The organism is Pontibacter chitinilyticus, from assembly GCF_039748935.1.
In the GTDB taxonomy this organism is placed as follows: Bacteria; Bacteroidota; Bacteroidia; order Cytophagales; family Hymenobacteraceae; genus Pontibacter; species Pontibacter chitinilyticus.
Genome location: NZ_JBDIZJ010000006.1, coordinates 188,433 through 208,557 on the forward strand (window position 1 = coordinate 188,433; position 20,125 = coordinate 208,557).

At 47.6% G+C, this 20,125-nt stretch carries 20 protein-coding genes; 5 read left to right on the plus strand and 15 right to left on the minus strand.

The window, feature by feature from the left end; translation table 11 throughout:
• Positions 1-105: 105 nt before the first annotated feature.
• Together ABDW72_RS11610 and ABDW72_RS11615 are read right to left on the minus strand one after the other, a co-directional pair.
• Positions 106-753, minus strand: coding sequence for a trimeric intracellular cation channel family protein (locus ABDW72_RS11610; protein WP_347158724.1), 648 nt, complete (start codon positions 751-753; stop codon positions 106-108).
• Positions 754-937: 184 nt separating this feature from the next.
• On the minus strand, positions 938-1,831 hold the full coding sequence (locus tag ABDW72_RS11615) for a LysR family transcriptional regulator (RefSeq protein ID WP_347158725.1): 894 nt from the start codon (positions 1,829-1,831) through the stop codon (positions 938-940).
• A 93-nt stretch (positions 1,832-1,924) separates the two neighbouring features.
• Here ABDW72_RS11615 and ABDW72_RS11620 point away from each other — a divergent pair, with 93 nt between their 5' ends.
• Positions 1,925-2,182: a CBU_0592 family membrane protein gene (locus ABDW72_RS11620; RefSeq protein ID WP_347158726.1), complete on the plus strand. Its 258-nt coding sequence runs from the start codon at positions 1,925-1,927 to the stop codon at positions 2,180-2,182.
• A gap of 128 nt (positions 2,183-2,310) precedes the next feature.
• Positions 2,311-2,568, plus strand: a complete 258-nt coding sequence (locus ABDW72_RS11625; protein ID WP_347158727.1) for a hypothetical protein — start codon at positions 2,311-2,313, stop codon at positions 2,566-2,568.
• Positions 2,569-2,837: 269 nt separating this feature from the next.
• Here the strand turns inward: ABDW72_RS11625 and katG are convergent, their stop codons facing one another.
• The 6 genes from katG to ABDW72_RS11655 all read right to left on the minus strand — a co-directional run bounded on the left by katG (position 2,838) and on the right by ABDW72_RS11655 (position 9,008).
• Positions 2,838-5,090, minus strand: coding sequence for a catalase/peroxidase HPI (gene katG / locus ABDW72_RS11630; RefSeq protein WP_347158728.1), 2,253 nt, complete (start codon positions 5,088-5,090; stop codon positions 2,838-2,840).
• Between the two features lie 490 nt (positions 5,091-5,580).
• Positions 5,581-6,825 (minus strand): hypothetical protein, encoded by a 1,245-nt coding sequence (locus tag ABDW72_RS11635; protein ID WP_347158729.1) that lies wholly within the window; start codon positions 6,823-6,825, stop codon positions 5,581-5,583.
• A 455-nt stretch (positions 6,826-7,280) separates the two neighbouring features.
• On the minus strand, positions 7,281-7,571 hold the full coding sequence (locus tag ABDW72_RS11640) for a hypothetical protein (protein WP_347158730.1): 291 nt from the start codon (positions 7,569-7,571) through the stop codon (positions 7,281-7,283).
• 77 nt (positions 7,572-7,648) lie between these two features.
• Positions 7,649-7,987 (minus strand): potassium transporter KefB, encoded by a 339-nt coding sequence (locus tag ABDW72_RS11645; protein WP_347158731.1) that lies wholly within the window; start codon positions 7,985-7,987, stop codon positions 7,649-7,651.
• 81 nt (positions 7,988-8,068) lie between these two features.
• Positions 8,069-8,404 (minus strand): winged helix-turn-helix domain-containing protein, encoded by a 336-nt coding sequence (locus ABDW72_RS11650; RefSeq protein WP_347158732.1) that lies wholly within the window; start codon positions 8,402-8,404, stop codon positions 8,069-8,071.
• The gene (locus ABDW72_RS11655) at positions 8,385-9,008 is read right to left on the minus strand and encodes a hypothetical protein (protein WP_347158733.1); all 624 of its coding nucleotides are present in this window, start codon (positions 9,006-9,008) and stop codon (positions 8,385-8,387) included. The genes ABDW72_RS11650 and ABDW72_RS11655 overlap by 20 nt, the downstream gene beginning before the upstream one ends.
• 115 nt (positions 9,009-9,123) lie before the next feature.
• Here ABDW72_RS11655 and ABDW72_RS11660 point away from each other — a divergent pair, with 115 nt between their 5' ends.
• Complete coding sequence (locus ABDW72_RS11660) at positions 9,124-9,834, plus strand: pseudouridine synthase (RefSeq protein WP_347158734.1); 711 nt, start codon at positions 9,124-9,126, stop codon at positions 9,832-9,834.
• Here ABDW72_RS11660 and ABDW72_RS11665 read toward each other — a convergent pair.
• The 5 genes from ABDW72_RS11665 to ABDW72_RS11685 all read right to left on the minus strand — a co-directional run bounded on the left by ABDW72_RS11665 (position 9,821) and on the right by ABDW72_RS11685 (position 13,971).
• Complete coding sequence (locus ABDW72_RS11665; protein ID WP_347158735.1) at positions 9,821-10,432, minus strand: hypothetical protein; 612 nt, start codon at positions 10,430-10,432, stop codon at positions 9,821-9,823. The two genes, ABDW72_RS11660 and ABDW72_RS11665, sit on opposite strands and share 14 nt — an antisense overlap.
• Positions 10,433-10,692: 260 nt before the next feature.
• Positions 10,693-11,205 (minus strand): hypothetical protein, encoded by a 513-nt coding sequence (locus ABDW72_RS11670; RefSeq protein ID WP_347158736.1) that lies wholly within the window; start codon positions 11,203-11,205, stop codon positions 10,693-10,695.
• Between the two features lie 130 nt (positions 11,206-11,335).
• Positions 11,336-11,719, minus strand: a complete 384-nt coding sequence (locus ABDW72_RS11675) for a hypothetical protein (protein WP_347158737.1) — start codon at positions 11,717-11,719, stop codon at positions 11,336-11,338.
• A gap of 161 nt (positions 11,720-11,880) precedes the next feature.
• Positions 11,881-13,371, minus strand: coding sequence for an amino acid permease (locus tag ABDW72_RS11680; RefSeq protein ID WP_347158738.1), 1,491 nt, complete (start codon positions 13,369-13,371; stop codon positions 11,881-11,883).
• A 243-nt stretch (positions 13,372-13,614) separates the two neighbouring features.
• Entirely contained in the window at positions 13,615-13,971 is a 357-nt protein-coding gene (locus tag ABDW72_RS11685) for a hypothetical protein (protein ID WP_347158739.1), read from the minus strand.
• Positions 13,972-14,203: 232 nt separating this feature from the next.
• On the opposite strand from ABDW72_RS11685, the gene ABDW72_RS11690 reads away from it, so the two are divergent.
• A complete protein-coding gene (locus ABDW72_RS11690) occupies positions 14,204-14,659 on the plus strand; it encodes a hypothetical protein (protein WP_347158740.1) in 456 nt (151 codons plus the stop codon).
• Between the two features lie 566 nt (positions 14,660-15,225).
• A complete protein-coding gene (locus tag ABDW72_RS11695) occupies positions 15,226-15,489 on the plus strand; it encodes a hypothetical protein (protein WP_347158741.1) in 264 nt (87 codons plus the stop codon).
• Positions 15,490-15,741: 252 nt separating this feature from the next.
• Here ABDW72_RS11695 and ABDW72_RS11700 read toward each other — a convergent pair whose 3' ends face one another.
• Both ABDW72_RS11700 and ABDW72_RS11705 read right to left on the minus strand, forming a co-directional pair.
• Entirely contained in the window at positions 15,742-18,945 is a 3,204-nt protein-coding gene (locus ABDW72_RS11700; RefSeq protein WP_347158742.1) for an efflux RND transporter permease subunit, read from the minus strand.
• Positions 18,946-18,972: 27 nt separating this feature from the next.
• Positions 18,973-20,124, minus strand: coding sequence for an efflux RND transporter periplasmic adaptor subunit (locus ABDW72_RS11705; RefSeq protein WP_347158743.1), 1,152 nt, complete (start codon positions 20,122-20,124; stop codon positions 18,973-18,975).
• Between the last annotated feature and the right edge of the window lies 1 nt (position 20,125).

Genomic DNA, 20,125 nt, shown 5'->3' on the forward strand with positions numbered 1-20,125 from the left:
TAAATTAAACTGGAGGTAGACTTTGAGAAACTTTCTAATTTCTGGTATGCCTTTAAGCAAACGTGCGACAATGATTTCTCAGCTTATTACTGCTTACCAATAGTGTTATACTTCATTATCTTTTTTGCTATTGTCAAGATTTAAAAGCGGTAGCTGAATGTGAAATTTAACAGCTATTACTCTTATTATGATCACAGTTAATGCTGCCAGTACCTCAACAACAGGCACTAAGAAATCGAATTTGTAGCATAAAAAGAAAACAAGTCCACCGGCGATGCACGCCAGCGCATAAATATCTTTTCGGAACAGCAAAGGCACTTCGTTGATGAGCACGTCGCGGATTACGCCGCCTGCCGTTCCTGTAATAGCACCCATCATAATGCATACCCAGAAGGGTAGCCCCGCATTAAAGCTCTTTGCTATACCAACCGTGGTGAAAAGCCCGAGGCCAACGGTATCGAAGATGAATAATGTATGGCCCAGCCGTAGCAGCTTCGCTTTGAAAAGAATAACGGAGAGCAATGCCACGCCAGTTGTGAGCAGATAACTGGCATTCAGCATCCAGAAAGGTCGTATGCCAAGCAGCAGGTCTCTGATCGTTCCGCCACCGATAGCGGTTACAAGGCCGATAACGTAAGCTCCAAACCAGTCGATGTGCTTGCCTGAGGCTAACCTGAAGCCACTAATGGCAAAGGCAAATGTTCCTAAAAGGTCTAAGATTTCTATAAAGCTTATTTCGGAGAAAATCATCATACTGCTTTTTCAAAACGCATCAGCAGTTGCTGGCTAATGTCTGGTTTAAGTTAAAAAGATAAAAGTTAAATATACCTTTCTGATAAGATAGGGTAGAAGTATACGTTTCGGTCTGTTTTACAAAAGCAGATATGCAGAATGTTTCTTTCGTTTGAGTATAACTAACCCAGCAGTGCCACACGTGCTAGTTACTGTCAAGCAGAAACTTCATTGCCGTTTCCTGCACCTGCTGTAGTATGTTCCGCAGCACGGGGCTTTTGTCATCCCGTCGCCAGGTTGCATAGAGGTTTACCGTGTAGGGCAGTGGAATGAAACGCACGTTAGGCAATGCGCTAAACGCATAAGAATAGGGTAGTATGGATACACCCAAACCGCGGGAAACCAGCCCGAGGATCATTCCCCCAAAGTCTGTTTCAATGTAAACGTTGGGTTTGAAATGATGATCTTCCAGGATCTGCCGTAGACTTGCTGTATAAAAGGTCGTCTGTGCCAGGTTCGACAAAATAAACTTTTCGTGCTCCAGGTCCTGTAATCCTATAAAATTCTGCTCATTCAGGTGGTGGTGCAGCGGCACCACAAGAGCAAATGGCTCTGAGTACAGGCAGCTTGACTGCAATGAAGGATTTTCGGCCGGGTCACGCCGGAAGGCCAGGTCCATCTGGTAATTTAGCAGTAGCTGCTCAAAGCTGATGTCGGTTGGCTCTACCAATTCCAGTTTTAGCTCCGGCAGCGTATGGGATATACTTGTGATCAACTCCGGCATAAAGCTGTAGGCAATGGAGCCTGGATAGCCGATCTTGACAGTGCCAAAAGCTCCTTCATGAATTTTGCGCGCCTGCAAATGGATGCGGTTGATCTCATCAAGCAAAGGCAGCCATTGGTTTTTGAGGAACGTGCCCGCCTCCGTTAACTTTACGCTGCGCTTACTTCGCTCAAAAAGCTGTACGCCAAGTTCATCTTCTAACGCCTTAATTTGCCTGCTAAGTGCCGACTGTGTGATGAACATGCGTTCGGCGGTATTCCAGAAGTGTAGTTCCTGTGACAGCGCCAGAAAGTACCTTATCTGCTGTAGCTCCATCTTTAATCTGTTTTTCGCATTAGTCAAGCCAATATTAGCATTTTTTAGCCCGTACGCATATACTACTTTGCATTAAAAAGAATATGTAATGCCATGGTGTCACTACGAAAATATGTATGGGAAGGAATAGGATGGCTTGGAGCACTGTTTTCTCTCCTGGCTTTTAGCCTGAATAGTTTGAATGTTATTGGCAGCCAATCAGTGGAGTACCTGGGAGCAAATATAGTTGGCTGCTTTTTTTTGATCCTGTACGCTGTTTCCAAGAAAGCACATGCCAGCTGGGTGCTGAACACCATTTTTCTGCTGATGGCTGTGTTTGCCTTAGTTCGGGTGTATGTGCTGCATTTATAGTATAGCCGGCGATAAATAAATTAAAAGTAAATAAATACCTATAATTTATTTATTTCGTACAATAACAAACCTGCCGCACACATTGCCGTATGTCGCGGGTTATTTTGTATCTATAGCTCGTCGGGATTATGTATACAACCATTTTTAAATTTGAGGAGGGTAGCGTTTACGTTAGTGGTAGGCGCCCCGTGGCCCAGGAAATCAAAGACAGGCTGTTATGGCGGGCTATGCACCTGTCCCGGACTGGCAGACGTATTTTTAAAGATGGTTTAATAATTTATACTACTATTCCGGCCTACCTGAGCGGCCCAACCACCCTGGAAGTGTACTGGGATTTTAGAAGCCCTGAGGAATACGATTGCTACCCCTCCTCTTTAGCAGGGTAAGCGTACTAAGCAGCGCTTAATCTTCCTGTTTATAGGATAGAAGTTAACTTGCCCTGCAGGTAGGAGTATGTCTGATTTATACTTGAATGTAGCCTTTTTACAAGGCGGAAGGGTTATTGGAATGCTGCTTCTTTCGTTTTATAAGATCGAGGAGAACTTTATCTCATAACATATCATAAAAAAGGCACCCTGGTAACAGGGTGCCTTTTTTTAAGTATAAATAGGGGCAGCGCTTCGCAGCATTCTTAGGCCCACGTATAAATGCGTATTTACTTTAGATCAAAGCGGTCCAGGTTCATGACCTTATTCCAGGCTTTCACGAAGTCTTTCACGAAGCGCTCTTTCGCATCTGCGCAAGCATAAAACTCAGAAATAGCCCGAAGCTCAGAGTTTGAACCGAAGATCAGGTCTACCCGGCTACCAGTCCATTTCACTTCGCCGGTTCTGCGGTCGCGACCCTCAAATTCCTGGTCAGCCTCTGAAATAGCTTTCCAGGTGATGCTCATGTCGAGCAGGTTGACGAAAAAGTCATTCGTAAGTGTTTCTGGATTTTCGGTAAATACGCCACGTCTGGAATGATCCCAGTTGGTATTTAGCACCCGCATACCGCCGATAAGCACAGCTAATTCCGGGGCAGTAAGTGTCATCAGTTGGGCACGGTCTACGAGCATTTCTTCGGCTGTGGCAGATATGTGATCCTGATTCCTGAAGTAGTTACGCATCCCATCGGCGTTCGGCTCCAGAATGGCGAACGCTTGCACATCCGTTTGCTCCGGAGAAGCATCCGTACGACCAGGCGTAAAAGGCACTTCTACAGTATAGCCAGCAGCCTTAGCGGCTTTCTCAATGCCTGCACAGCCTCCCAGCACGATCAAATCGGCTATGGAAACCTGTTTGCCGCCGCTTTGCGCGCTATTGAATTCCTGCTGAATACGTTCGTATTGCTGCAGAACCTGCGCCAGCTCCGCCGGATTGTTAACCTCCCAATCTTTCTGTGGCGAAAGGCGAAGACGCCCCCCGTTGGCACCACCTCTTTTATCAGAATTGCGGTAAGTGGATGCCGATGCCCAGGCCGTCGTCACGAGCTGCGATACGGATAGTCCTGCATCTAGGATCTTACCTTTTAAGGCATTTACATCCTGGTTGTCAACCAGCTCATAAGTTGCAGCCGGGATCGGGTCTTGCCAAATCAACTCCTCGTCGGGCACTTCCGGACCCAGGTAGCGTGAGAGGGGTCCCATGTCGCGGTGGGTTAGTTTAAACCATGCCCGCGCAAAAGCATCGGCAAACTCATCCGGGTTCTCATGAAAATGCCGTGAGACTTTCTCGTACGCGGGGTCCATCTTTAAGGCCAGGTCCGTGGTCAGCATAAATGGTGCATGCTTTTTCGCTGGGTCATGCGCATCAGGAACTGTGCCGGCGCCAGCGTCACCTTTCGGCTTCCACTGGTGGGCGCCGGCCGGGCTCTTGGTCAGCTCCCATTCGTAACCGAACAGGTTGTTAAAAAAGTTGTTTCCCCATTCCGTAGGAGTGCTAGTCCAGGCGCCCTCCAGGCCACTGGTGATGGTGTTGCCGGCGTTTCCGCTACCTAAGGTGTTGCGCCAGCCAAGGCCCATTTCTTCTATACTAGCCCCGGCAGGTTCGGCACCTACGTATTCACGGGGGTCTCCTGCGCCATGCGTTTTGCCAAAAGTATGGCCTCCGGCAATCAGCGCAACAGTTTCATAATCGTTCATGGCCATACGGCCAAAGGTTTCGCGGATGTGGTGGGCTGATTCAAGTGGGTCGGGGTTGCCATTCGGGCCTTCCGGATTTACATAGATAAGCCCCATGTGCGATGCTGCAAGCGGATTCTCGAGCACGCCGCCTTCATGCCGCTCTTTGTTTCCCAGCCATTCACTTTCAGATCCCCAATAGATCTCCTCCGGTTCCCACACGTCCTCACGTCCGCCACCAAAGCCAAAGGTTTTAAGCCCCATCGACTCCAACGCACAATTTCCGGTCAGAATCAGCAGGTCGGCCCAGGAAAGGTTCTTGCCATACTTCTGCTTGATGGGCCAAAGCAGCAAGCGGGCCTTGTCGAGGTTGGCATTGTCGGGCCAGCTATTCAGGGGAGCAAAGCGTTGTGAGCCGGAACTGGCTCCACCGCGGCCGTCGCCAATACGGTAAGTACCTGCACTGTGCCAGGCCATCCGTATAAAAAGGGGGCCATAGTGGCCGTAGTCTGCCGGCCACCACTCCTGCGAGTCTGTCATTAACGCATACAGGTCCTGTTTCACAGCTTCCAGGTCCAACTGCTGAAACGCCTCGGCATAGTTAAAGTCTTCGCCCAGCGGATTCGCCAGGGGAGAGGGTTGATGCAACACTTTCAGGTTCAATAAATTAGGCCACCAGTCGCGGTTTGTTCTTGCCGTTGCCATAGTAGACTTTACAGCACCACCCATAAAAGGGCACCTGCTGGACTCATTGGTATCCCATACAGGGGTGTTGGGGGCTACATGCCTGTCTTCTTTATGTTCCATAGTATAGTTTTTAATAAAAAATGTGTCGTAAGATTTGCTGTTTACTTGAGAGCAGCATTTAATTCATTTAAATATACAGCTTTGTAGACCTTTATTCCAGTTTTAGTGATTCTAAAAATCTATGAGGAATAGATAAATTCTATCACATTAAAATTAAGATAGGGAAAGAGGGTAGTGAGAGGGTTAGTTGAAGAGTAAAAAGAGTTGCTACTTTGAGGCCTTATGAACCATGAACAACAAATAATAGGAGGGAAGAGAAGTATACTAGAGGCTTTTACACTGCAGTTAGGCGCTGGCACTGCGCTCATCTTCAATTGCCTACCCCAAGAAGTAAATTTCTAACCTGGAGGAGATCAGCTTAAGCGACTGCCGCCCATAGATACCAGAAGAAATCACGGTAGTCTATTTTGAAATAAGTATAAGCAACAGATGCAGGCAGGTGGTAGCCCTGTTTTAAACCAAATGCCAGCAAATCAACAAACTTCAGGTGCTATTTAAAGCCAAAGATCAAGGGGAATATAAAGACCACGATCATTGCCCAGATACCATAAACCGGCAGAAATTGTGCTATTGACTTCCCAATAGCTGCCAGGTCAGACTTCTTGGTGAGCGTTCTGAAAAGGCGTGCCGTGATGAGCAACAGGTTTAGCAGCATGAGTAAATTACTGCCTAGTACTGCCAGCCTGTTTGGCGTCATACCCCATTCAGCTATCCGGAAGAGGATGGCTGAAAGTGCAATGCCGTTTACAATAACCGTTACGGCTGACAATAGAAACAGCACCCAAATTGTCGTGGTATTGTTGGCCGTTTTGAAGTTTTCTGCTACCGAGAAGAAGATAATGGCCATTACACCAATCAACAGGAAATTAAATATAAGCAGAAATTCCCGGTCGTTGTAAGGGTCTTTGCCTGAATAAACGATAGCAAACAGGTAAATGACGAGCATTAGCAAAACCAGCGGGCTGAATATCCTGGCTATCACAGGCGAGACTTTATTGACCAGCTGCGGATTGGTCTGGATCAGGTAAGTGCCTACAATAGGCGCTGAAGCCAGCCCAAAGACGCCAACGTATTCTGCGTAAAACTGCTCGATGTGAAATCCGATCAGCGCGAAAAGACCAATGGTAAGCCCAGTCATGATTCCTCCGGCAATTAAAATGAGGGTGGTCATCACAAGCAGGTCGCCGTTATATTTTAAGTAATCGAGCCGGCTGTTATTGTCCTGAAGGTTATTACCAACAAAGGCTATTCCTAATAGCACCCACAGCAGCAAAGGTAAATGGATACAGGCTAACACAAGGGTGTCACTTGTGGTGGACACTGGCAGGGCATTGATGTAAAAGAGGGAAACCAGCAGGATTGCGCTAATGGCCACAATCCATTTAAGTTGCAGGTGGTTTTTCCAGACAAAGTAGGCCATTAGCAATGGTAGAAAGATGAAACCGATATTTCGGGGATAGAAGAAGTCCTCATCGATCTGGAAAATAGCAGGTATTTTGGCGATAAATCCTGCAAGCAGCGCCGCAATAAGCACAAACAAGAGCTCTCTGCTGGTGCCCCAGTTAATCTCCTCACTTTCGTAATGCAGTCTTTCATTCCAGAAGTCGGCCAGTATATTGCCTTTCAATTCCGGATATAGGTTGCTGAACTCCCGCTTGAAAGGCGCTTTGTTTTGGCGGTACAACTTCTCCAACTGCCCCGGATCGTTTAGGTGCGCAAGTATTTCATTTTTCATGGTTGATTGATTTGATCTTTAGTGAAGTATCCTTCTAATCCTGCTTTTTTTTGAATTGAATCAGCTTTAACTTAAAGCTTTTATAAGCTAAGAATTCACAACTTACCGATCATATCTCCAAGGTCGCTTACACCTAGTGTGAACATAATAAGAACTATGCCCAGGATGATTTTAACCACAAACGGAACCGAGAAGCCAAACTTCTTCCTAATGTAGACGTTTGCTGGAGGAATGTAAACCAGTGATAGCAGCAAATAAGTAACACCCGGTACAGGGTGCACCAAAAACATATTCAACAAACCGACTATCAGCACAACTATACCAAATATTCAACCACTAATACTCCAGGCATTTGGCCTGTTAATCATTCCAATTCTGTTTTCCATAAGTTGTTAAGTTTTCAGTTCCAGTCATACTTTTCTTCTTACCTCTTCCCTCAAGCATAGCTTTCCTGCCTAATTTCCGGCGAATGGTGTACCAAAGATGCCGACGGCAAGTTCAGCCCATACCAGGAAGAGGGCGATCAGAATTATTACCAGCATACCAATCCGGTAAGTCCTGCTTTTTACCTGCCGCATCACCAACTCACATAAGAGCCCTGTGCCGAGCAGCAGGATGCCCATTACCACAAAGTCAAAAACATCCCAGTTCACCTCCTTTGTGAACTGCATCGCTATTAAAGGTATCAGTAGGACAAACACTACTGTAAGCACTATGCCGGTCAATCTTTTGTTTTGCGTAATCATAATTTTGTGTTTTAGTTTAGATTATACTTTAAATTGATGGGAGCTTAAAGGCTAATTTGCAGGTATTTGCCGAACGGTTAATCCCACATGGTGCCGTTCAGCCCCAATACTGTACCTAGCCATAGTATGATGAGGAAAATGAGCAGGCTAATTATGTAGGATACTGCTGTTCTCCAGCCACCCCGTGCACGCAAATGGTCCATGTTATAGAAGAACAGCCCACCCAGTGCTCCAGCTGCCGGAACTATAAGTAGTGGTTTAACCATCCAGAACTTTGGCCATTCGGGCTTAGGCTCGCCGGCCCCGAGCAGGAAAAAAGCGATGAGGACGAGGCCTATTCCGGCACCTTGTAGCATGCGCTTACCCGCCGGGGCCGGATGGAGGGACGTGTTTTGAGATTCATTTTGCTGTGTCATTGTAGTTGATATTTAGGTTAACAAAATAGCTTTGATGTCCTATAAAGTACTTTGAAATACAAAGTGTAAGTATAAAAAAAATCAGGCGCCTTTCCTGTTATTTAAAATTAGCTGCTCCAGGGCATCCAGGTGGCTGTTGAAAGCTTCTCGACCTATTGGGGTGGCCTGGTAAGTAGTGTTTGGTTTGCGGCCTACAAATTGCTTTTCTACCTGCAGGTAGTCGGCTTCTTCGAGTGCGCGCAGGTGGCTGGCAAGGTTCCCGTCAGTCAGTTGCAGCGTATCTTTAAGCGTACTGAAATCTACCCGATCTTCTACCATCAGCACCGACATAATACCGAGCCGCACCCTGCTCTCAAAGGCTTTATTTATATTATCCAGGTAATCTTTCACAGGCGTGCTAGCGTTCGTATTTAACATACACCAGCGTACCATACACAATGTGCAGTACTCCAAAACCTATTGTCCAGGCCAGTAAGCCGTAGCCTACAAAAAAGCTGGCGAGCAAGCCCAGTATAATTTCAAACAAGCCCAGGTACCGGATATCGCTTAGCGTATACTTGCTGGCATTTAACAAGGCACATCCATAAAAAATAAGCATAACAGGTGCGACCAAGTATAGCAAGTGATGGTAAACCAAAACGGCACAAAAAATGCCTCCTGCCGCCAACGGAATAAACAGGTTAACCAGCATGCGTTCTGTTTTACTATCCCACACCCGGTGGTTGGTCTTATGTGCGTTACGGGCAGTAAAATAAATGGCCAGGCAGAGCGCAAGTATAAACACGAACGCCGCCACCGAAAGTATAAACACAACGGATTCGCTTGTTAGCTGGAGACCCAGGTTCTGCTGATAGTTGATGTGGTGCGAGAGCAGGTACCATTTTACAACAGCTGCTCCAATCAGCGCCGAAATGCCGGCTGCTACACCGGAAAGGCCACTAAGCGAAATAAACCGGGAAGAGCGATCCATGATGTTCCGGATCTCGTGCAGGGTGGCTAACTGGTCTTGCTGCTGATTCATAAAAGTACTTTGTGTTTCAAAGTTAATAATGCTTTACGTAAAGTCAAGTATTATGATTTTAATTTTTAGAAAGATTCAATTGACAAAGTATAAATGATGTAAATTTCTGCAATCAATGAAAGCACTTTATACTTCCCTAAGGCACTATGTTGTTCAGAAACTAACTGTTTCAAACAAAGAGGCCATCCGGTATATTCTTTCGGGAAGGGTGCTGGTGAATGGCCAAACAGGAACGTTAACGCAGGTGCTGTTGCCTGATGATGAGGTAAAACTGGACGATCAGGTCATTAAAACGCCCAGAGAGACGGTATACATTGCGTATCATAAACCAGCCGGCATAGAATCCACGATGAATGCCGCGGTTCAGAATAACCTCATGCAAGCTTTAGACTTGAACCAGCGTGTAGTTCCGGTAGGGCGCTTAGATAAAGCCTCTGAGGGACTGATGCTGCTCACCAATGATGGAGAACTGGTATACGATATTCTGCATGCGGAGAAGCACCAGGAAAAAGAATATGAGGTAACCGTGGACAAACCGTTGACACCACAGGCACTAAGTTGCCTTGCTGCCGGCATTGTTATTATGGGTAAAAAGACCAGGCCCGCTGTGGTTGTGGGAGTAAATGACCATACTTTTAAAATTATCCTGATGCAGGGACTTAACCGGCAGATCAGGAGAATGTGCTACAAGCTTGGTTATGAAGTAAAAAAGCTCGTGCGCATCCGTATCATGACCATTGAACTTGGAAACCTGGCTCGTGGCGAATGGCGCTATCTGCAGCCGTCGGAAATCAGGGGTTTGATTCAGAAGATTACTGATGAATGACTATCGCTGTAATTTTGACATCAGGATTGATGATGGTGGCTGGATCCAGTTCGTAGGTAAAGTGGTTCATGGCCAATCTATAAAAGATTCCGTTATACAAAGCGTAGGTGCGGCCCTCTATTTCTGAGCCATGCACCGCAACTTCACCTCCTTTTTGGAGTAATTGGGCATACGTATCGCCAATTTTTATTTCTGCTGTAGTCATTGCTCTTGGTGTGAAGATATCTATCTGCCCGACGATCTCGGCTGCAGGTAGTTCGGGGTAAATATCGGCCAGGTATTCTCCTTTCTTATTCTTGATCTTATACACAGTAAAATTTCCCTCACCTGTGCGCTTGATGGCTTTCTCTAAGCGGCCAGGAAATTTGTGCTGAAGCGCAGAAATCGTATCTGCTAAACGAATGCCGAAGAACTCCTGCGGCAGTACTAAGTAGCGCACCTTTTCGTCAGAAGGAGTTGTTTGCGGACGTATTGTGTCAGCTACTGTGGGAGTATTATTCTTTTGTGTAAGAGCGCCTTCCTGCTCATCCTGTTTATGCTGGCATCCGAAAACGAAGCAGCATAACAGGCTAATGAAAAAATAAAAGTTAGTTTTCATCCTTGAAATATTAGTTGAGAGATACTTATAACAACAGCACCTAATCTCTAAATTTTTATCAAAGCTTAAATGTAGTAAGATATCTAAAGTAGCTGAGATTTCATTTGCTAGGCACCTGTTATCTGGTAAAGTGGGGCAGGGAAGGCCAGGTATTAAAACGAAAAAGGTCCGGATAATTACTCCAGACCTTTTTCGCTTGATTATACTAAAATGTGTCTTTTACCCTAAGAAGGGCAGGATTAGCTTTCATTATTTTAGCTTTACCTGTTGTGCCCGCTCCTTACAGTAGATTCAGGTATAGTTGCTAAACTTTCATTGATGATCTGCTTCCATTTTTCTGATAGCCTGAGTTCATCCGTTAAGTTCAGGTTTTCCTCTTTACTGTAAAACTCCAGTACTTTTTCCTGATGCTTCTGGTTCCGGTACGAAAATACCAGCTCTATATGATCTATGACCATATTGCCGTGTGTTTCCTTGCTGAGCTTGTTTACCCAGAAACGCCCAACTTCGGATAAGTCGATCAGGACCTGCTGCGCTGTACCTGTTTGGCTTCGGGTATAAAATAGCCTCTTTTTGTTTTTGTCGATACCGATGGCATAAAACGGGTCCCAAAAGTCGTAGTGCGAGATAGTAAGTTGTTGCTGGTCTGCTCTGTCCAGAAAGTCTTGCAGGAGCTTTCTGCTCTTTAATTTATTCTTCCTGCTGACATACAGAAAAGGTAAGATCAAAAGTATAATGCAAAGCAATCCTATGGTGGTTGTTACGAAATCCATCTTTGTTTTTATTTAAAAAAAGTATAAGCCTAGCCTTGTCTATCTGAGGAAAAAACATACTCTGCAGCAGTGGCATCAGCTAAAAAGTAAAATATGAAGTGGCTTTAGCAGCTTTAAAAACAAGAAGGAATTACCAGAAATAATGGAAAGGAAAAATTATCCCGGTGCTTGCCAGACTACAGCGGAGCACTTTTGTGCCTTGAAGGTATTGCGTGGCAATAGCTTTTAGCCGCTGCTCCGCGGTACAGAAAATATGTAAATGGCCTTTAAACGGATTTTTGAAATCTGGGGCAGGGAAGTCATTGACCGAACTTACGACAACCTCGGTGGTCTTCTCTAGAAACTGAAACCGGTTTTGCCCGGCTCTTGAAAAGCTTGCCTGCGGCTTGCTCCGGTCTGCACCTTTCTTCTCCGCCGGAATTTCACGTCCGCCACCACCTTTGCCTATACTGGCCAATGCCAGCATGAAGCAAAGGAGCAGCAGTAAAGCAGAAGCCTTCAAAGAATTTTTCATGTGTGATTACACTGTATAAGCGCTTTAGATCAACGAAGGCAACAGTCTGTAGATGAGATACCTACTAATTGTTTAGCACTCGTCTGCCTCAGCTAAAGACAGGGGTTACTGTCATTAACTGTATACTACTTCACCCCAGCAATAGGAGGAAGTTGCTGCTATTATCTGGTGCTTGTGGTCGGTTGAGCTGCTGATTTGCTTTGCTGCTGTAGTTTGCTGTGATGGCGCCCATACAGAAAGTATACTAGCAAGCCGATAGCCATCCAAATAACCAACCGCATCCAGGTATCGAAACCAAGGTTCAGCATCATATAGCCGCAGATCAAAATGCCAAGAATGGGTACCCATGGCACTAAAGGTGTTCGGAACGGGCGATTGAGGCCTGGATTTGTATGACGCAACAGGATAATGCCGCCACACACAATGATAAAGGCAAGCAGCGTACCGATACTTACCAACTCGCCAAGCAGCCCAATGGGGAAAATCCCGGCAAATATTGCCGCAATCACTCCTGTGATAATAGTAGCAATATATGGTGTGTTATACTTCGGATGCACTTTGCCAAACACTGCTGGCAACAGGCCGTCGCGTGACATGGCATAGAAGATACGGGGCTGCCCCATGAGCATGACCAGCACGACAGATGCCAGACCAGCTATAGCGCCTATACCTGTCAGGAAGTATAGCCACTTCAGCCCAGGACCAGCTGCGGCAAGCGCCACCAGTACCGGGTCTGGCACGTTCAGGGTCCGGTAAGAAACCATGCCGGTAAGCACCAGCGACATCAGGATATACAGGATGGTGCACACGCCCAGCGAAGTAAGCATACCGATGGGCATATCGCGCTGCGGGTTCTTGGCTTCCTGCGCTGCCGTGCTGACTGCGTCAAAACCAATGTAAGAAAAGAAGACAATAGCAGCACCCTGTACAATCCCGTGCCAGCCATAGCGGGAGGTCCCGTCCGGCAGAATTTGAACAGCAGGAACGAATGGCTCCCAATTGGCCGTGTGCACATACTGAAATCCGAAGCCGATCACCAGCAGCACGATGGCAATTTTTACAAAAACGATCAGGTTGTTGAGCTTGGCAGACTCCTGCATACCTACTACCAGCAGCACCGTCATGGCCAGTATCAGCAACACAGCGGGCAAGTTGATAAAGGCGCCGGTTGTGGTAAAGGAAGCGCCGTCATACGCTAAGGGAGCTTGGGCAACCGCTGCCGGAATGATAATGCCGGACGACTTTAGCAGGCTAACGAAGTTGCCACTCCAGCCTACAGCCACTGTAGCGGCACTAAAGAGGTACTCAAGAATCAGGTCCCAGCCAATGATCCAGGCGGCAAGCTCTCCCAGGGTAGCATAGCCATACGTATATGCACTGCCGGCAATCGGAATCATGGACGCAAACTCGGCATAACAAAGCCCGGCAAAGAGGCAGCCCAGACCCGCGATGATAAATGAAAAGACAATAGCCGGCCCGGCAGCATTAGCGGCGGCCGTTCCCGTCAGCACAAAAATGCCGGCCCCAATAATGGCTCCAATGCCCAGCATCGTCAGGTTGGTAGCTGTCAAGGTACGCTTCAGACCCTGGCCACTTTCAGACTCTCTGATCAGCGCTTCGACAGGTTTTACCAGAAATATTTTTTTGGACATACTAAATAGAAGTATAAATGTAAAATGTTTAGAATAGGAGGATGGCACTAGCAGAGGCTTTTTACCAGCAGGTAGCAGCTGTACTAAGCACACAGTTTCTGCCTAACTACTTTAGAAAATAGCTTTAATCCGAGCATAAAGCCAAGCTGGTGCTTATGAGAACACAAGCACAGACAGATAGCTCTTGACAAGCACTTTTAAGTAAGCGAAAACTGAACTAAGCGAGGGAAGTATCGAAAGAAACTAAGGGCCTTTCGGAACAATGCAGCAGAAGTTGCGGGATGCGTAGGACAGAAAGGAGGGAAGCAGCCTTTCTTTTTGGGAAGGAAAATGAAATAACAGCAGCAGGAAGTAGGTTATTGTAGCAGCTACCGTTAGCTGCCAATCCGGAATGAGGCCTTCCCGGTGATTCGTCTCCTGCACCTGCCAGTAACTGTGCCGCTGCTCTTTTGATTGGGAAGAAGCTGCAGAGGCCGCCTTGTAGCTACTTGGAAAAGAACATCCGGCAGCGCTTTTCACCTGGAGGGTGAAGAGCATCAGGAAGACTAACCCAAAGAGGGATAGCCAAGGCTGTTTTGCTGTAATTTCTTTTCCGGACATTGCATCAAATATAGTATGCTGAGAATCTGATAAGCAAACCTTTGATCAGAATTATTATTAGCACCTATTTCTTAACTGCGTTACTTTAAGGAAAGATAAAAAGGAGCAAAACCGCTGCAAGCCTACTATAAAGTATAAACAGCTAGGCATAGCTGTTTATACTTTATAGTAGGCTTGTCTGTATACTATTTAGGAGAGACAGAGTATACAGAACATTTTGTTAAATTGAGACATGGAACAACTGAAGATTCGAAATAAGGCAACTTTACAGCACCTCCACAACAACATACTGCCCAAACTGGCAACGAGTATACATAACAACCTAACAGCGATTACGCCTCTTTTTCATAATTTTGAGCTGTCGATTATAGTGGATACCCGGACCAAAGGACCTGAGGCAGATGCAGACACATCCATCAGTATAGAGAATGGAAATGTGCAGCAGATGGGCCTTCGATTACGGCTGGAAGGCTTCCAAAAAGCAGGCGCTCCTCCCTTCGATGTAACGAAAGACTTGCTTTTTAAACTTGGCTATACCTCTTATGAAGTAAGTACAGGCAAAGACATTGCAGGAGAGGAAAGGAGCTACGATCAGAACTGGACAAAACAAGACATGGAGGAGCTTGCTGGCAGGTGGAGTGAGGAGTTGGTGGATGACATCATGCAACGGCTGGCCGACCTTACCTGATTTCACGGAGGCTATGCAGCACAGATGATTTCATCTGAAGAACTATTTACGTGCTGAAGACGCCTGCTCGTAACATCGGAAAGCTGATCTATACTTCAGCATGTACACTACTTATACTTGTATAGTAGGAATACTAATTCTCATGCAGTTCCTATCAAATAAACCCTTCATTCACTGTTAAAAGCTGTACGGGCAGAGTGATTTTCTTATCAGTAGCGCGCCTGAAGGCCTGGGAGTAAACGACCATTCAGCCTACATATCCGGCACTCAACTATACATATCTGTCCTTTAACTTGTTGATCCGGCAAATACGCAAAGCTATCCGTACTTATCCGGGCGGCTATACGTATAAGCACAAAAGTAAAAGAGAAAACCGGACTTTTTGAGATAGCCACATCAGCTTATACCAAAGTATAAGCTAGTATTAACTGACGCGCCATGTCAGAAAGCAGATGGTAATTTCCTTCACATCTCTGTAACTCCCTGAAGCAGGCACAAGCCTCTTTGAACCGGGAGTTGATAAAACACACCTGACAGAAGTAGAACACCTTAAAGAAGAAATTAATATGAAGCAGACGAAAGCTATAGTAATAGAGACGAAAAAAACAGATGATCTAAAGAACGAACGGAACGTCCATAAAGAGCGCTTTTTAGGAGCTTTAAAGGAGAATAATAATCGCCTTGATCAGGAAGAGCTGGGCAAAAGCTTGGGTTTCAGCAAGGAGTACACAGATAAAATTATAGAAGCATTGCTGCTAGAAGGCAAGATCATCTCGCAACCTGCCGGTGTATGCCGCTATAAACCTACAGAAACAAATTCTGAAAAATAACCTGCAGCTGCTTAGAAAGAAGTAAGGCGAAGGTGCTGCGGCATCCATCCGATAAGCCACGATAAATACTACACTGAGCATTGAGGAGGCATTTAAAAACTTCTTAATTTTTCATCCGATAGATATAAGGGCTTACTGGAAGTATGCCCTATAACACGATTGCTGAAATGCAGGTATACTTATTAGCAAGCCTCTCAACACAAAAGCCCCGGCAAGATAGCCGGGGCTTTTGTGTTGAGAGGCTTGCCGTGTTTAAGAAGCAGGTGTATTTACATAAGAGGGAGCACCGCCCGCATCCTCATCAGGTCGATTCTTTTCCTGTAATTCTGCCAGGCCGCGCTTGCCATAGGCCAGCCGCGTAATCACCACAAATAATACCGGTACTACAAATATAGCCAGCAAGGTGGCAGCCAGCATACCACCAATTACTACCCAGCCAATGGTCTGGCGTGATACGGCACCGGCACCTGTTGCTGTTGCCAATGGCACAACACCAAGTATAAACGCTGCGGACGTCATTAGGATAGGCCGCAGGCGCAGCTTCACCGCTTCTATGGTTGCTTCGATGAGCTCCATCCCGCGGTCTACACGTTCTTTGGCAAACTCCACGATCAGGATCGCATTTTTTGCCGCCAAACCGATCAGCGTGATCATACCAATTTGTGCATACACGTTGTTGTCAAGCCGCGGCAGGAACGTGAGCGCCAGAATAGCACCAAACATGCCCAGCGGAATGGCAAACAGGATGGAGAACGGTACAGACCAGCTCTCATACAAGGCCGCCAGCAACAGCAATACAAGTATAATAGACAGCGAGAAGATATAGATCGTACTGTTACCGGCAGTTAATTCCTCACGGCTCAGGCCGGAAAAATCGAAACCGTAACCGGCTGGCAGCACCTGTGTCGCTACTTCCTGCAGCGCCTCCAGTGCCTGGCCGCTACTATAGCCGGGTGCTGCACTGCCTAACACCTCAGCGGAGCGGAACAGGTTGTAGTGGGAAATTACCGATGCATTTTCTTCCACAGAAGAGGTAACCAAGGCACTCAGCGGAACAGAGGCACCCTCCCTGTTAAGCACATAATACTGCTTCAGACTTTGAATATCCATTCGGTAGGAGGTGTCGGCCTGGGCTACCACCCGGAAGTTACGGCCGTAGCGCGTAAAGTCGTTGATGTAGCGGCTACCCATGTATGTTGACATGACGGCATATACGTCGGCAATGTTCACGCCCAGTTGCTTTGCCTTTTCACGATTCACTTCCACATGGTAGCCTGGCGTACGGGTGTTGAAAAAGCTGTAGGCCATCGCAATTTCAGGCCGCTGGTTCACAGCACCCACAAACTGTCCTAGTACGCTTTCAAAGTCTTTCAGACTGCCGCCGCCGGCACGTTGCTCCAGCATAAAGCTGAAACCGCCAGAGTTACCCAAGCCGGGTATGGCTGGTGGTGCCACTACGCGTACAGTCGCCTCTTTTAAGGCAGCAAAGCGCTGGTTTAGCTCGTCCATAACGCCTTGCAGTTGTTCTGCTTCATCTTCGCGTTGGTCCCAGGGCTGCAACTGCAGAAAGATCGTACCACTGTTCGATTTAAAGGAGAAGTTGATAGCATTCAGGCCACCGATCGCTGTATAGTTTTTAATCGCCGGAATATCGGCTAGAATATCCCCCATGCGGGCCAGCTGCGCTTCTGTTCTGCTGGCAGAGGAGCCCTCCGGCAACTCGATGGAAACAAACAAACGCCCTTCATCTTCGGTAGGTATAAAGCCGGTGGGTTTGGTTGTAAATAAGCCGACGGTACCGGCATAAATACACACCAGCACGATAAGCACCAGCGGCGTCGCTTTTATACTTCTGCGCACTCCGCGCGAGTAAGAAGCCGTCGTGCGCTCGAACCAGTTGTTAAACTTGTAGAAGAATTTATTCAGGCCTTTGGAGTCCTTGTTCACCTTCATCGGCTTCAGCATCAGCGAGCAAAGTGCCGGTGTAAGCGTAAGAGCCACAAAGGCAGAGATAAGCACCGAAATAGCAATCGTAATGGCAAACTGCTGATACAAGCGCCCTACTATGCCTGGTATAAAGCCTACCGGAACAAACACTGCCGCGAGTATCAGCGCAATAGCAATAACCGGAGCTGTGATGTCTTTCATGGCCTTCCGGGTAGCTTCTTTCGCCGAGAGGCCCTCATGGTCCATATAATGCTGCACGGCTTCCACTACTACAATGGCATCATCCACCACAATACCAATAGCCAGTACAAAGCCGAACAGGGTCAAGGTGTTGATGGTGAACCCAAGCGGAATAAAGAAGATGAACGTACCCACAATAGAAACCGGGATAGCCAGTACCGGTACCAGCGTGGCACGCCAGCTCTGCAGGAACAGGAAAACCACGATGATCACCAGGATAAGCGCTTCGACCAGGGTGTGTACTACCTCATTAATCGATACCTGCACTACAGAAACTGTCTCGAATGAAACTACATAATCCACATCTGCCGGGAAGGACTTCTTGAGCTCATCCAACGCATTATACACGCCATCTGCAGTTGCCAGTGCATTACTGCCAGGCGCCTGGTACAGGAGCAGGATAGCAGAAGGTTTGCCGTTGATGGTGGCTGCACGGCCATAGTCAAACCGGCCAAACTCGATGCGGGCAACGTCTTTCAGGTAAACCAGTGTGCCATCGGCAGGGTTGGTGCGCACGATAATATTGCCGAATTCTTCCTGTGTCTGCAAGCGGCCCGTAACCGTAATAGGGTACTGAAAAGCCAGGTCGTTGTATTGGGGTTTGGCACCAACTGTGCCGGCAGCTACCTGCATGTTCTGCTCCTGTATGGCAGCCGTTATCTCATTAGCGCTAATGCTATACTGGGCCAGCTTGTCTGGCTTCAGCCATACACGCATACTGAAGTCCTGGCCCAGGGCGTTAATGTCACCCACGCCCGGCACACGAAGCAAGGCATCGCGCACGAAAATGTTGGTATAGTTGTCCAGGTACTGAATGTCGTGGGTACCTTTAGGCGAGAAAATACCGATCACCATCATGATACTTGGGTTCCGCTTACGCACGGTTACGCCCAGGCGGCGTACTTCCTCTGGCAGGCTCGGTGCCGCTATACTTGCCCGGTTCTGCACGTCCAGCGTGGCGATGTCGATGTCTGTGCCTACCTCAAAGGTCACACTCATGTTCATCTGCCCTGTACTGGTGTTGGTAGAGGTGATGTAAGCCATCCCCGGCGTACCGTTGATCTGCGTTTCTACCGGTGTCGCCACAGTTTGTTCTACCGTTTGCGCATCAGCACCTGTGTAGTTAGCCGATACCGACACGACAGGCGGGGAGATGTCCGGGTACTGCGTAATCGGGAGGTTCATCATGGCCAGTACGCCCACCAGTACAATCACTATGGAAATGACGATGGAGGTGACTGGCCTTCTTATAAATACATCTGAAATCATGTTCTTTTAGATAATTACCGTGAACGATTACTGTTTGGCAGGGGCCTGCTGCGGTGCTCCTTCAGCCGGAGAACCCAGCTGTACTTTAGCTCCTTCACGTAGCTTCTGAAGTCCTTCCAGCACAATGTTCTGGCCCGGCTTCAGGCCTTCGCGCACCACCACATTGCCGTTAAACCGGGTGCCGAGCTGCACATTCTGCTGGTGTACCGTGTCGGCCTGGATCACATACACGAAGTACTCGCCCAATTGCTCTGTTACCGCTTTATAAGGTATGGTCACCTGCTCGCCAATATCCTGGTTCAGCACGCGCACATCCACCGTCATACCCGGTATCAGCCGACGGTCGGGGTTAGGAAACTGCACACGCACCGTGGTGGTGCCCGATTGCCGCCCAATCGCTCTGTCTACCGTCACCAGTTTGCCCACATGCGGATAGATCTCTCCATTGTTGAGGCGGATCGTGAACAAGGAATCCGGCTGCGATTTAGGGTTGCTGAGGAAGTCGGTGAAACGCCCTATTTCCTGCTCGTTGATCACAAAGTCCACCGCAATGGGCTGCATTGAGGAAATAGTATTCAAAAGCGGCTGCCCCGGCGATACCTGCGCGCCAACCCTGACATTGGAGATGCCGATCACCCCATCAAAAGGAGCATTGATTACAGCATAGCTTAGCTCGTTGGAGGCGCTGCTTACCTGTGCCTGCGCAGAGGCTACCTGCGCTTTAGCTGTCTGCACGTTGGTGCGGGCATAGTCTACCTGCTGCCTGGCAATCGCTTCTTTGGATTCCAGGGTTTCGTAGCGCTGCAAGTCTTTCTGGTTTTTCTCCAGGTTAGCCTGAGCGCTCTGGAGGTTGGCCTTTGCCTGCTGGTAAGATGCCTCGTAGCGGGTGCGGTCTATTTCATACAGCTTCTGGCCTTTCGACACGCGCTGGCCATCCTGCACATAAATATTGGTGATGTAACCGGAAACCTGTGGGCGCAGCTCTACTTCCTGCAGGGCTACCACCGTACCCGGGTAAGTATCCGTGCCGGTTACGTCCTGCTGCTTTACCTCAAATGCATTTACCGGTACAGCCATGGCACCCATGTTCTGCTGCTTTGCATTCTCTTTCCCGCCGCAGGAGGCGAGTATGGCCGGGCCTATGATGGCTGCAAAAAGCCATGTGTAGTTGCTCTTCATT

What these genes read in the sequence shown, in the direction of transcription:
- ABDW72_RS11610 (WP_347158724.1), bottom strand. Translation starts at nt 753, where the DNA reads ATGATGATTTTCTCCGAAATAAGCTTTATAGAAATCTTAGACCTTTTA.
- ABDW72_RS11660 (WP_347158734.1), top strand. Translation starts at nt 9,124, where the DNA reads ATGAAAGCACTTTATACTTCCCTAAGGCACTATGTTGTTCAGAAACTA.
- ABDW72_RS11705 (WP_347158743.1), bottom strand. Translation starts at nt 20,124, where the DNA reads ATGAAGAGCAACTACACATGGCTTTTTGCAGCCATCATAGGCCCGGCC.
- ABDW72_RS11620 (WP_347158726.1), top strand. Translation starts at nt 1,925, where the DNA reads ATGGTGTCACTACGAAAATATGTATGGGAAGGAATAGGATGGCTTGGA.
- ABDW72_RS11655 (WP_347158733.1), bottom strand. Translation starts at nt 9,008, where the DNA reads ATGAATCAGCAGCAAGACCAGTTAGCCACCCTGCACGAGATCCGGAAC.
- ABDW72_RS11645 (WP_347158731.1), bottom strand. Translation starts at nt 7,987, where the DNA reads ATGACACAGCAAAATGAATCTCAAAACACGTCCCTCCATCCGGCCCCG.
- ABDW72_RS11685 (WP_347158739.1), bottom strand. Translation starts at nt 13,971, where the DNA reads ATGTCCGGAAAAGAAATTACAGCAAAACAGCCTTGGCTATCCCTCTTT.
- ABDW72_RS11670 (WP_347158736.1), bottom strand. Translation starts at nt 11,205, where the DNA reads ATGGATTTCGTAACAACCACCATAGGATTGCTTTGCATTATACTTTTG.
- ABDW72_RS11625 (WP_347158727.1), top strand. Translation starts at nt 2,311, where the DNA reads ATGTATACAACCATTTTTAAATTTGAGGAGGGTAGCGTTTACGTTAGT.
- ABDW72_RS11680 (WP_347158738.1), bottom strand. Translation starts at nt 13,371, where the DNA reads ATGTCCAAAAAAATATTTCTGGTAAAACCTGTCGAAGCGCTGATCAGA.
- ABDW72_RS11650 (WP_347158732.1), bottom strand. Translation starts at nt 8,404, where the DNA reads ATGTTAAATACGAACGCTAGCACGCCTGTGAAAGATTACCTGGATAAT.
- ABDW72_RS11675 (WP_347158737.1), bottom strand. Translation starts at nt 11,719, where the DNA reads ATGAAAAATTCTTTGAAGGCTTCTGCTTTACTGCTGCTCCTTTGCTTC.
- ABDW72_RS11690 (WP_347158740.1), top strand. Translation starts at nt 14,204, where the DNA reads ATGGAACAACTGAAGATTCGAAATAAGGCAACTTTACAGCACCTCCAC.
- ABDW72_RS11615 (WP_347158725.1), bottom strand. Translation starts at nt 1,831, where the DNA reads ATGGAGCTACAGCAGATAAGGTACTTTCTGGCGCTGTCACAGGAACTA.
- ABDW72_RS11700 (WP_347158742.1), bottom strand. Translation starts at nt 18,945, where the DNA reads ATGATTTCAGATGTATTTATAAGAAGGCCAGTCACCTCCATCGTCATT.
- katG (WP_347158728.1), bottom strand. Translation starts at nt 5,090, where the DNA reads ATGGAACATAAAGAAGACAGGCATGTAGCCCCCAACACCCCTGTATGG.
- ABDW72_RS11635 (WP_347158729.1), bottom strand. Translation starts at nt 6,825, where the DNA reads ATGAAAAATGAAATACTTGCGCACCTAAACGATCCGGGGCAGTTGGAG.
- ABDW72_RS11640 (WP_347158730.1), bottom strand. Translation starts at nt 7,571, where the DNA reads ATGATTACGCAAAACAAAAGATTGACCGGCATAGTGCTTACAGTAGTG.
- ABDW72_RS11665 (WP_347158735.1), bottom strand. Translation starts at nt 10,432, where the DNA reads ATGAAAACTAACTTTTATTTTTTCATTAGCCTGTTATGCTGCTTCGTT.
- ABDW72_RS11695 (WP_347158741.1), top strand. Translation starts at nt 15,226, where the DNA reads ATGAAGCAGACGAAAGCTATAGTAATAGAGACGAAAAAAACAGATGAT.